General features: G+C 58.7%; 9 protein-coding genes and 6 pseudogenes. 6 read left to right on the forward strand and 9 right to left on the reverse strand.

The genetic code is table 11. From position 1 onward, the window contains the following. The coding region (locus AWB67_RS42350) for a hypothetical protein (RefSeq protein ID WP_235025455.1) at positions 1 to 326 on the forward strand (326 nt) is incomplete at its 5' end. Continuing rightward, complete coding sequence (locus tag AWB67_RS32235) at positions 316 to 909, forward strand: recombinase family protein (RefSeq protein ID WP_235025456.1); 594 nt, start codon at positions 316 to 318, stop codon at positions 907 to 909. The genes AWB67_RS42350 and AWB67_RS32235, both read left to right, overlap by 11 nt. Before the next feature lie 203 nt (positions 910 to 1112). On the opposite strand, the pseudogene AWB67_RS40020 reads toward AWB67_RS32235, so the two are convergent. The 6 genes and pseudogenes from AWB67_RS40020 to AWB67_RS32260 form a co-directional block, all read right to left on the reverse strand. Further along, positions 1113 to 1574: pseudogene (locus AWB67_RS40020) on the reverse strand (transposase); the annotation flags it as partial. A gap of 349 nt (positions 1575 to 1923) precedes the next feature. Then, the gene (locus AWB67_RS32245; RefSeq protein WP_125477771.1) at positions 1924 to 2634 is read right to left on the reverse strand and encodes an RES family NAD+ phosphorylase; all 711 of its coding nucleotides are present in this window, start codon (positions 2632 to 2634) and stop codon (positions 1924 to 1926) included. Between the two features lie 10 nt (positions 2635 to 2644). Beyond that, positions 2645 to 3325: a hypothetical protein gene (locus AWB67_RS32250; RefSeq protein ID WP_087660126.1), complete on the reverse strand. Its 681-nt coding sequence runs from the start codon at positions 3323 to 3325 to the stop codon at positions 2645 to 2647. A 10-nt stretch (positions 3326 to 3335) separates the two neighbouring features. Continuing rightward, entirely contained in the window at positions 3336 to 3722 is a 387-nt protein-coding gene (locus tag AWB67_RS40025) for a hypothetical protein (RefSeq protein ID WP_125477772.1), read from the reverse strand. Between the two features lie 639 nt (positions 3723 to 4361). Continuing rightward, a pseudogene (locus tag AWB67_RS43540) lies at positions 4362 to 4640 on the reverse strand (IS3 family transposase); the annotation flags it as partial. Between the two features lie 82 nt (positions 4641 to 4722). Further along, positions 4723 to 5208 (reverse strand): annotated as a pseudogene (locus AWB67_RS32260) (ATP-binding protein); the annotation flags it as partial. Positions 5209 to 5240: 32 nt separating this feature from the next. On the opposite strand from AWB67_RS32260, the pseudogene AWB67_RS43860 reads away from it, so the two are divergent. The 3 genes and pseudogenes from AWB67_RS43860 to AWB67_RS32270 all read left to right on the forward strand — a co-directional run. After that, positions 5241 to 5453, forward strand: a pseudogene (locus AWB67_RS43860) (DUF5372 family protein); the annotation flags it as partial. A gap of 55 nt (positions 5454 to 5508) precedes the next feature. Continuing rightward, positions 5509 to 5676, forward strand: coding sequence for a hypothetical protein (locus AWB67_RS41040; protein WP_159965038.1), 168 nt, complete (start codon positions 5509 to 5511; stop codon positions 5674 to 5676). Further along, positions 5657 to 7717, forward strand: coding sequence for a recombinase family protein (locus AWB67_RS32270; protein ID WP_087660122.1), 2061 nt, complete (start codon positions 5657 to 5659; stop codon positions 7715 to 7717). Before AWB67_RS41040 ends, AWB67_RS32270 begins: the two co-directional genes overlap by 20 nt. A 28-nt stretch (positions 7718 to 7745) precedes the next feature. Here AWB67_RS32270 and AWB67_RS32275 read toward each other — a convergent pair. From AWB67_RS32275 to AWB67_RS32285, 3 genes and pseudogenes are all read right to left on the reverse strand, one after another. Continuing rightward, positions 7746 to 8093 (reverse strand): annotated as a pseudogene (locus AWB67_RS32275) (ATP-binding protein); the annotation flags it as partial. Next, positions 8090 to 9589, reverse strand: coding sequence for an IS21 family transposase (gene istA / locus AWB67_RS32280; protein ID WP_087660123.1), 1500 nt, complete (start codon positions 9587 to 9589; stop codon positions 8090 to 8092). The gene istA and the pseudogene AWB67_RS32275, both read right to left, overlap by 4 nt. A 159-nt stretch (positions 9590 to 9748) precedes the next feature. Further along, a pseudogene (locus tag AWB67_RS32285) lies at positions 9749 to 10564 on the reverse strand (IS3 family transposase); the annotation flags it as partial. On the opposite strand from AWB67_RS32285, the gene AWB67_RS32290 reads away from it, so the two are divergent. Continuing rightward, on the forward strand, positions 10511 to 10925 hold a 415-nt coding region (locus AWB67_RS32290), incomplete at its 3' end, for an IS110 family RNA-guided transposase (RefSeq protein ID WP_125477773.1). The pseudogene AWB67_RS32285 and the gene AWB67_RS32290 sit on opposite strands and share 54 nt — an antisense overlap.

A 10925-nucleotide genomic window follows, 5' to 3' on the forward strand; every position in this document is an offset into this window, starting at 1 on the left:
CCACGCAGTATCGAACGCGCGTTAGCACGCAAAAAAAAACCGTAGACGATTCGCCTCAATTCCGTCCGCCATCGTCAGCGCTTGCTCGCTACGAAGCGCTACGGGCCGATCTGCTCGGCACAGGTCTTAACTCAGAAGGCCACGCGGCCATACGCTTTCATGGCCTGTTGCACGGGCTGGCGATCCAACGCCCGGATGCTTCGCGCATTGAGGCTCCCACTCCGACCGTGCCTGCTTCCAACTCAGTGCGGGGTAACGGCGCGCTTGTTCGCGTGCTCGCCAACCTCGTACTGCGCACCCACGAGGAGCTTGCCCATGTCTACTAACTCCGCTCTGAAGGTCACCGCTGAACATCTGCGCCGTGATGCGTTCCTCTACGTTCGACAGTCGTCGCTTCGGCAGGTGTTCGAGAACACCGAGAGTACGAAGCGGCAATATGCGCTGCGCGATCGCGCCGTTTCGCTCGGCTGGCCGATCGAGCGTATTCACGTCGTCGATAACGATCTCGGCATGTCCGGTTCCAGCGCCCAGGAGCGAGATGGCTTTCAGCACCTGGTCGCCGAGGTGGCCAATGGTCACGCCGGTATCGTGCTGGGATTGGAAGTGTCGCGCCTTGCGCGCAATAATGCAGACTGGCATCGCCTGATCGAACTTGCATCGCTCACGCAAACTTTGATTCTGGACGAAGATGGAATTTACGATCCTGGTCAATTTAATGATCGCCTTTTGCTTGGGTTAAAGGGCGCCATGAGCGAGGCTGAGCTTCATATTCTCAAGGGCAGGCTGCAAGGCGGGATCAAGAACAAGGCACGCCGGGGCGAACTGGAAGTGCCTTTGCCTATCGGGCTGAGCAGCCGCCCCCGCTTACCGCTATACCGAAGTCTACCCATCTGGTTTTGCGATCGCTGAAATTTGATGACGTGAACGGCACACCGGCCTGACGAACAACCTGCCAAAAAAATTGGCTCTCGAAGCCGATGGGCTTTTCAGGATCGTCAGGCGCGACTCTCATCGTGGCGCGGGGAGTTATCCCCACAACGACGCCGGATAGATTTAAGCAAGCCAACCACAAGGTCAAAAATCAAGGTTGCAAATACGGGGGTGACCATAGATTTTTTTCTCAGAATCAGCAACGCAGCCGCTTCCGCCAGCGCCTTCTCCTTGCGCTGCAATTCCTTCTCAAGTTGCTGGATGCGTTTCTTGTCGTCTTTCGACTGATGGCGCTGCTCGCGCGCCTGCTCGGCAGCATTCGCGTTGGCCGCCTGGCAAGCAGCCCGCCACGCCGCGATCTCTTCGGGATAAAGACCTTTGCGGCGGCAATACTCGGCCAACTCCGCTGCATTGAGCGGCGCGGTTTCCAGCACCACCGCAAACTTGTCTTCCGAAGACCAACTTTCGGGATTCTTCCCGTCACCCGGCACTGCGACTCCTCGGCCCTTGGCCTGTCGGCGCCACATGTACAACGTCTGTTCTGTAATCCCCGTTTCTCTGGCCAGCGCCGAAACCAGCGCATTTTCTGGCGGCATCATACGGCGCACCAGCGCTTCTTTTCTTTCTGCTGAGTAGGGCTTCATTCATTCCGATTTTACCGTCCCGGGACCATTCTATAAGAATCAGATAACACGACAACTATTCTGACGCCGGGGGTGCACTCATGCCCAGCAGTTTTACTTACTGGCAGCATAAGCAATCCTACTTATACTGCCGTTTGTTCGTCATCTTCCCCTTACCGCGACAAAACCATTTCAACAGCCTGCTAGACGCGATCCTCGGCCTTATGCACAGCTTCGCATAAATTCGAGGCTCGAGGATTCGTCATGAGTTGCTTAGTGCCGAACCACAATCTACCGGGCGCTTCGCCCGTGGGCCGATGGAGCAAGTGAACTCGCTCCGGTCGGAGAGCGGCTGTCAGGCAACGATAAGCTATACAGCGTCTTGCTCAGGCGCAGCGACCTTGAGATGATCGTAGGTCAGCCTCTCGAAGTCGGGATGTTTCGAGAACGGCATATCGGTTCGTACGATGCCATCTCGCAGCGTAGGCAGAACGCGAGATGAAACCGCGATCGCCGTAAAGCCTCTGTGCCGCCGGGACGGGTACACGAATCCATCCGGTCGCATTGTTTCGTTGACCGCTTCTATCGCAATATCCATGTAAGTGCCAAACCATTGACACCACTCATAGTCGGGACTCGACAGTTCGTCGAAAATGCCGAGACGGCTGGAGATAGAGCCATTAAGGTTCCACAGCCGCAAGGGGCGAGGAAACCGCAGCTCGGCAATGATTCCGTGCTCCACGGCGTATGGGTCCATATAAAATGTCCCCGGCCGCCGGACGTCGTTTTTACAGAACTGCGCTTCCCAAATGCATGTCTCCACGTTGTGGGCCGCGTATAACCACCAGAACGGCATCGTGCCGTCCTTCGCAATCAGTTCGGACGGTGGCCCGAAACGATACGCGCGCTTCACGTGTTTGGGGAGCACGCTTTCAGGAACATAGGCCGCTCGAAATACCTGTGCATCCCCAACTTCAGCGAAGGGCTCGTTGCAAAAGCATTCACGCAATTGCTCCGGGGATGGCAAACGATCGCGTACATACTGCGGTGGCTCGGCTATTAACTTGTGATTGTCGCTCATTGATGGCCATTCAGGCGGACATGCTTTCGCCGAGCTCGCCGGCCAGTGCTAGGACTCTGCGCAGACGTTCGCTCGCAGGCAGTTCCAGCAGTCTCCGTTGACTCGGGTGCAGCGATGAACGCGTCTCGAACGGGATGCCCGCGAGAAGTTCGGCGGGTGAGAGTTCGTTCAGCGCGTCCTGTGCTGTCACGAGGAAAGCATGAACCTCAGTTCGCAAGGCCCCTCGGAGGGCAACGAGCAAGGGCTGAAGCAGTTCAGGAACGGGTTCTACGAATTGCCACGCCGGAAATTCACGACCGTTGCTCTGACCTGAAGGCACCACGCAATAGAACTTGTTCGCTTCCACCGAGCGATACAGGCTCGCGAGCGACATCCGTACTTTGCGTTGCTCGATGACCTCGGAGGGCTTCAGGTTGGCTACAGGCAACGACAAGACCTCGACTGGAGTCCCACTGGGAACAGCGCCAAGAATTGTCGAAAAGCGTTCAACGAGAACGAGTCGCAACATATCCCGGACCTTTCTGTCGGCCAGTTCGGGCACATCCAGCTGCAGTCGTCCTTCAATATCCGACGCGAAGGATTCCGCTACGTCGCGCACCAATTGTTGCGCGTCGCCCGAATAGCTGCCAGCAAGCGCCGCTCGGATCTTGAGTTCTGACCCGTCATCTCGTTGTTTCGTGGCCTGTGTCATAAAGCCCCCTTCACGCAGCTTGCGGCGGAGCACCCAAGGGATTGCGACGTTTCGCAATCGCATGTGCACCACCTGTTTCCGACTTTGCCAGACAAATATCGGATGCCAACACCTTCAGCGTCCTGGACCTCAACTCGGCCAGACATCGACGCAAGACCACGGCCCGCAAGATGATTGCATTGCGGCTCCACGGCGTTGAAAACTCTGGATCAACCTCTATGGCCCGAAGCAGGACCGTATTCGCATATCGAAGGTATGCCGTTTGCGAAATCCTGTCGAGCAGGACGAGTTGCTCTTTCACCGCTGCCCGATCTGGAGCCACGGTACGGGTGAGCCTGCGAAAAGCGCTTGTCTCGGTAGACGGAATGGGGACGATAGGATCGGTCCAAGTCAGCATGCAGAGCCTCGTTCGATATGAGGCAAGAATACTCTAGTTTCTCAATTTTCTCAAGTTTCTTGTTTTTCGCAGAATCTTCGCTGACAGGCGAGTGCAGTGCATGGTGCACAACAGATGGTAGTGTCCTTCGGCGCATGCCGGAGGGGGCAGACCAACCGGGCGACACAAAACGGTGACAGAGTCACAAGGCGAGAGCGAGCCGCTCTGCAGCTTTCGAGAACCTCTTCTGGTTCCGCAGCGCTACTCCTCCCAGTCCGAACAGTCACCCTAATGCTGATAACTCGTATTTTCAGGATTACGTCCCGCCATCATTCAGCAAACGACCGTTGATTCGGTTTTAGGCAACGCGGCGTTTTGCGCGCAAGGCATCTCTGATGGCTCGTTCGGCGAGTCCCTCTACACAGCGTTCCATCGCTGAGACTTGAGTCAGCTGAGTGGGCCGTTAGGACTCTCTGTTTTCGGTGTCCTTCCAGCTTATTCGCGCGCATTCGAAGTCAAGGCAGGCGCCGCTAGGTACAGGGCAGCAACCATCGTTGGTCGGTTACTATAGCTCATCAACAACGAGGGACAACCGCATGAAACCTCTCTGGCCTCATCGCGTGGACTGAGGTTGACCCGGTCGGACGGACGGATTCGCAGTCAGGAATTCATTGTGGTCCGGCCTCCGTTAAGCGTTGATTCGCGGGTTGTCCACGGACGGGCGGCGGGTCGCTTCTCACGACCACGACGCTGCCCGGCGGTGGGCAACCCGCAGGACGACACGGTTTCTAGCTTCTCGTTGAGTTTTTCGAATTCGAGCGGCGAACAATATCCGATGCTGCTATGCAGACGGCGTACGTTGTACCAACCTTCCAAGAACGAGAAGATGCCCCGCCGTGCTTGTTCATGGGTCGCGAAGTGTTCGCGCAACAGCAGCTCTGCTTCAAGTGTAGATTGTCAATTACGATGGCCGCCCGGGCGACAACTATCTTGGCCGGTCGACGGGGTTAGTTGTCGCTGCTCAACTCGGCATAGTTGTCGCTCCTTCCGATTCGGGGTGGGGTAATTGACGCCGCCGCGCGCGCTTGTTGTCGTCGGCGCTGCGACGCCGGTAGCTTTCCACGTTCAGCTCGAAGATCGTCGAGTGATGGACCAGTCGGTCGATGGCGGCGACCGTCATTGAGGGATCGGGGAAGACATCATTCCAGCCGGAGAACGCGGCGTTGGCCGTGATGAGAAGGCTTCGACGCTCGTATCTTTCCGCAATCAATTCGAACAGCACGCTCGTTTCGGCCTGGTCCTTTCTGACGTACGACAGGTCATCCAGGATGATCAGATCGAAGTGATCGAGCTTGGCGAGCATCGATGGCAACTGCAGGCTTTGGCGTGCCGCCTGCAGCTTCTGCACGATTTCGCCGGTGCGTGTGAACAGCACCCGGTACCCGGCGTCGATCAGCGCATGACCAATGCCGGAGCCTAAATGGCTCTTCCCGGCACCCGGCGAACCCGCAACACACTGCCCATCATCATTGCGATGACATCGTTGTCCGCTATCCGTTTCACCCCCGCTTCGGTGAGCGCATTAATGTCGTTGGAATGAATCGCTATCGAGGCGAGTCGTATCTGATCATTATGCAACCCGATGGCACTCGCGCTCATCTTCCGCCATGGATGACCGGCGAAGCAGCAGCTCGCATGTCTATCGTCGGGCAGCCGGAATTGCCGTGCGAGGTGTTAGTCGAACTACAACGCCTGGTCGACGCCGCCTTATCTTCTTCTGTGTTGTCAACGCACAGAGGATACGGTGATGCGCAAACACGTGATGAGGCAGCACGATCTGTTCGAGGGGAACAGCGAGGAAGGGGCTCTGCCGGAAGAGGTGTTGGCGGACGTAGTGGCGCAACTAACGCTGTTGATGCAGTCGGTGATCGACGCAATCGAGACGGAGGTGCGCGATGAACAAGATTCGCGCTGAGCATCTTTCGCGCCTCGCCTATGTCTACGTTCGCCAGTCGACGCTGGACCAAGTGCAGCACAATCGTGAGAGCCAGTTACGTCAGTATGGGCTCGCCGATCGCGCCCGTGTGCTGGGCTGGCCTAAGGTGACGGTCATCGATGACGACTTGGGCCGCTCGGGCTCGGGTATCCATCGGCCCGGCTTCGAGCGGCTGCTGGCCGCCCTCTGTAGCGGCGAGGTTGGCGCGGTATTCTGTATCGAAGCGTCCCGGCTCGCGCGTAACGGGCGTGACTGGCACACGTTGCTTGAATTCTGTCGGCTCGTCGGAACGATCCTCGTGGATGAAGATGGTGTATATGATCCGCGAGAGCCGAACGACCGCCTGCTGCTGGGCATGAAGGGCACGTTATCTGAGATGGAACTCTCCACGTTTCGCCAACGCTCCCAAGGCGCGTTGGATCAGAAGGCCAAGCGAGGCGAGTTGTTCATGACCGCACCGATTGGCTATATGCGTGTTTCGAACAACCGCATCGAGAAGGATCCAGATCGACGTATTGGTGAAGCGCTCGATCTGGTGTTTCGGAAGTTTCGGGAGTTTGGTAGTGTAAGGCAGGTGTTAATCTGGTTTCGAGAGGAGCGCATTGAGTTACCGGCGGCAAGCTATGGTCCGGAGGGACGTTATATCGTCTGGAAACTACCGGTCTATAACACCCTGTGGCATGTGCTGACGAATCCCACCTACGGCGGGGCATACGCGTTCGGCAAGACCAAGACGATTGTGCGCATTGAGAGCGGTCGCAAGCGGCTGTACAGTGGCACGCACGTCAATCGCGAAGAATGGCAGGTCTTGATCGTCGAACACCACGCGGGATACATTAGCTGGGACGAGTACGAGAGCAATCGCAAATTGATCACCGACAATGCCAACATGAAGGGCAACATGGTCCGGGGTGCGGTCAAACGTGGCGGTACGCTGCTGGCCGGTCTCATCCGTTGCGGTCATTGCGGTCGCAAGCTGCACGTCGCGTATTCAGGCACCAAGGGCGACATCGGGCGCTATAGCTGTCAGGGCAGCATGATCAATCATGGCGGCCCACGCTGCATCTCATTCGGTGCGGTGCGCGTAGACCAGCGCGTTGCTGAGGAGGTTCTACACCGACTTGAACCATTGGGAATTCGCGCATCGTTGGACGCAATTGAACGCAAGCGCCTGAATGAGGATGAGCGAGTCCGGCACAAGGAACTGGCGCTCGAGCAGGCGCGATACGAGGCTGCTCGGGCGCGTCGGCAGTACGACGCTATCGATCCCGATAACCGGCTCGTAGCTTCTGAGCTTGAGCGTCGGTGGAATGACGCATTGGCAACGCAAGCGCAGCGGCAGGGCGAACTAGATTCGCTCCGCGAGCAACCCGCAGACTCACTCAGCGCCGCCGCGCGCGACGAGCTCATGAGATTAGGCACTGACCTTCCCAGGTTGTGGAATCACCCTGCCAGTGCCATCGAAATCAAGAAACGTATCTTGCGCACCGTGCTCAAAGAGATTGTCGTTGTGAAGCAGGACCACACCATCCGGGTACTCCTACACTGGCAAGGGGGCGATCACACTGAGCTCGAATTCGAAACGAATCGGGCCGGTCAGCATCGCTGGGCCACTGACGTCGGCACGATCGACATCGTTCGAGCCTTGGCGAGAACGCTTGCCGACCAAGGCATTGCTGCTGTCGTTAATCGTTTAGGAAAACGCACGGCGAAAGGGCTTTCATGGACAGCGGCGCGAATTTGTATCTTGCGCAAGGACCACGCGATAGCCGCTTATCGCGAAGGAGAGCGGCAAGAGCGCGATGAACTGAACGTTTCGGAAGTCGCGGCGCTATTAGGCGTCAGTGCACCGACCGTGTTTCGGCTGATCCGCATCAAGCGATTGCCTGCCACGCAGGCCTGTCTTGGCGCACCGTGGATTTTACGGCGCGTCGATGTCGAAGCCTTGATCACAGCAAGAGGTGCAATCGAGGGGCCGCAATCAGGTGATCCGAATCAACTATCCATTGATCTTCAATGACATAGGGAGATGAGCATTATGTCTCGTGTCCAGGTGGCCCAAACAGCAGGATCGTGGCGCCTTTCTCGAGCCACGAGTCGCCGCTCGCGAGCGCCATTACATGTGCCTTGGACACCATTGGTACCAAGCCGAAGTCGAAGGCCTCGAGCGTCTTGCTTGGGTCCAAATGCGATTCGACGCGATGCCGCTCGATGCGCCGTTTCGCGCGCTCGGCCAGTTCGTGCTCGAGCAGCGCGCCAAGCAGGCGCGTCGATGGCCAGCCTTCCTTGTCGGAGCGCTGTGTGAACTCGGACCATAACCGCGCGATCGTCGGCAAGCGCAACTCGGTGAGCATCAGCCCCATACGGGCGGCATCGTAAATTGCGGGCGCGTTCATACCGATGCCTCCTTGCCAAGCAGCGTGTCGTAGAGAGCGGCCGTCGGCATGTCCACAGCCACGTCTGGGCATTGCGCCTGCCGCGGCGCAAATTCATTCTGTAGTTGCTCGAGATCGGGCAGCTCGCCCGCGGCGAGCAACGCCTCGAGCCGCTCAGCAAGAACGGCCTCGACTCCGTGATTCGCGGCCAGTTCCAGTAAGCCGACCATGGTCTTGCAGGCTTCGCGCTGCGTGAGCCGAGCCTCAAGCCGCTCCCACGTCCGGCGGTACGCCTCGCGCGGAAACAAGTCGTCGCGAAACGCCAGCCCCTTGAACGCCTGGGGCTTGCGCTTGAGCGCCTCAATGAAGTGCCGGTAGTCGAGCTTGCGACGGCGGCTATTGGCCGCATGCGAGCCCCGTGCTGTGCTGTGCACGAGCGCGCCGGACAGATAGCAGTCGAGGTGATCGGCATAGACGCGCACCTTCAGACGGTGACCAATCAGGCGCGACGGCGCGCTGTAGAGAATGCCCCGCACGGTGAAGGTGCCACAGCGTGTCACGCGTGCTTCCTCTTCGATGAAGTCGGTCGTGCGATGTGCGGGCAAATCCTGCAAATGTTCGCGCTCAGCGTTAAACGCCGCTGCGTTACGACGGTTACGGCGCATGACGACGTCGCGAACAAACGCCTCATAGGCAGCACGATCGTCGAAGTCGCGATGGCCACGCAGCATCAGCGCCTGGTCGATCGCCTCCTTCAGATGGCGGTGCGAGGATTCCACACTACCGTTCTCATGGGCCACGCCGACGTTATTGCGCGTGCCGGCCATGCCGTAATGCACCAGCAGTGCGTCATAGCGAGCCGTGAAGTCCTCTTCAGTCTGCAAATTCTTGAACGCTGCCGATAGGCTGTCGGTGCGATGCTCATGCGGGCAGCCGCCGGCCTGCCACAGCGCGTTCTGTAATCCGGTGGAGAGGGCCTCGAAGCTCTCGCCACCTTCGACGACATAGGCGTATTCCCAGTGCGAGAACGCGAGCACGAAGTGATAGAGCCGGTGATCGAGGGGCGCGCCGGCGACCGTCACGCGCAAATCCCGCATGTCGGTAAAGTCCGAGAGCCCCTGCACGCCGGGCAAGTGCTGCTGCGGGAAGAAGATCTCCTTGCCAGGGCCCTCGAGTGCGCGCCATTGGCTGACGCGCCGCTCGAGCGTACGCCGCATGCTGTCAGGGAAGAGGCCCGGATGCGCCTCCTGCAGCTTGCACAGCAACGTGATGGCCTTGAGCCGGGGCGCGTGGCGCAGCAATGGCACGACCTCGCTCTCCCAGACCTCCGCGAACGGATCGTGACGTGTACGCCACGCGCGCGATGACTTCTGCGACGGCAGCCGGCCGTCATGCTCGATGCGCCGGGCCGTGCGAACGCTCGTGCCCGCCATTGCCGCGGCGACTTCCTGAGTGTGATGTTTGCGCTTGCTCATATAGAGTCGGACCTGCTGGTCCGTTACGTAGGTTCCAGGCATGACTGTTCGCTTCTTGTTCGACGCGATCAGCCATCGTAAAACCCCGCTACTCCGGCGCCGCCGGTAGTTCGTCGTCTCCGGCGGCTACGCCGCCTTTGACTCCTCACCACCGGCCAAGGTAACTGTCAAAGGACCGGCCAAGATAATTGTCGTTCTCTATTCAAGCGTCCCAAAGAAGGATTCGCACATTGCGTTGTCGTAGGCGTCGCCGGCCGTACCCATCGATGGTTGCACACCCGCTTCGCGGCAACGTCGCCCGAATGCAATCGACGTATATTGGGACCCTTGGTCGGTATGCAGGATGACGCCCTCGTGGCGTCGCTGCTGAAGCGCCATGTCGAGCGCGCGCAACATAAGTTCAGTGTACAAGTGGTTCGACATCGCCCAGCCGACGATGCGCCGGCTGAAAACATCAAGCACCACGGCCAGATATAGGAAGCCTTCTGTCGTCGGGATGTAGGTGGCATCTGCGACCCACAGTATGTTCGGCCCTTCAGCATTGAAGTGCCGGCGCACCAAGTCCGGCGCACGCCGTGCCCTCGCACGCTGGCGCGTCGTATGTGGCCAGCGCCGTCGGCTTGCTCCCCGTAGGTCCGCAATGCGCATCAGGCGCGCGACTCGCTTGCGTCCCACATGCACGCCTTCGCGCGCGAGTTGCGCATGGATGCGCGGCGCCCCATACGTACCCCGCGAACTCGCATGCAGCGTACGAATGCGTGTCAGTAGTTGGGCATCGCTACGTGACTGCCTTGATGGCTCCCGCACCAGCCACGCGTAGTAACCGCTGGTCGAGACTCCCAGCAGCCGCGCCATCGTGGCAACGGGCCAACGGGCCCGGTTCAATGGAATGGACGCCTCCCGCTCGCCTTTTACGGGCCGAAATATCATGTGTATGTTTCCACCCGATCCGGGAGATCCAAAATGAAACTTACGCCAGTCGGAATTGATATTGCCAAGAGCGTGTTCCAGGTTCATCACGTAGACCAGCAGACCGGTGAAATCGTGAACAAGCCAATCAAGCGCTCAAGGTTTCTGGAATATTTTGCCAACCGCGAGTCATGTCTGATCGGAATGGAGGCATGTGCCGGTTCGCATCACTGGGGTCGCCAACTCGCCCAGATGGGACATAAGGTCAGACTGATGCCGCCGCAATACGTGAAAGCGTTCAACATCGGCAACAAGAAAGATGCCGCGGATGCGCGGGCAATCTGGACAGCCGTCCAACTGCCCGGCCAGTCCGTCGCGGTCAAGACCGAGATGCAACAGGCGATGCTCGCACTGCACCGCATGCGTCAGCAGTTGGTCAAGTTCCGCACCATGCAGATCAACAATCTGC

Origin of the sequence: Caballeronia terrestris (assembly GCF_001544515.1) — a bacterium.
GTDB lineage: Bacteria > Pseudomonadota > Gammaproteobacteria > Burkholderiales > Burkholderiaceae > Caballeronia > Caballeronia terrestris.

Excerpts from the sequence above, each read along its gene's own strand:
- AWB67_RS32235 (WP_235025456.1), top strand. The coding sequence starts at position 316 with ATGTCTACTAACTCCGCTCTGAAGGTCACCGCTGAACATCTGCGCCGT.
- AWB67_RS32245 (WP_125477771.1), bottom strand. The coding sequence starts at position 2,634 with ATGAGCGACAATCACAAGTTAATAGCCGAGCCACCGCAGTATGTACGC.
- AWB67_RS32250 (WP_087660126.1), bottom strand. The coding sequence starts at position 3,325 with ATGACACAGGCCACGAAACAACGAGATGACGGGTCAGAACTCAAGATC.
- AWB67_RS40025 (WP_125477772.1), bottom strand. The coding sequence starts at position 3,722 with ATGCTGACTTGGACCGATCCTATCGTCCCCATTCCGTCTACCGAGACA.
- AWB67_RS41040 (WP_159965038.1), top strand. The coding sequence starts at position 5,509 with ATGCGCAAACACGTGATGAGGCAGCACGATCTGTTCGAGGGGAACAGC.
- AWB67_RS32270 (WP_087660122.1), top strand. The coding sequence starts at position 5,657 with ATGAACAAGATTCGCGCTGAGCATCTTTCGCGCCTCGCCTATGTCTAC.
- istA (WP_087660123.1), bottom strand. The coding sequence starts at position 9,589 with ATGCCTGGAACCTACGTAACGGACCAGCAGGTCCGACTCTATATGAGC.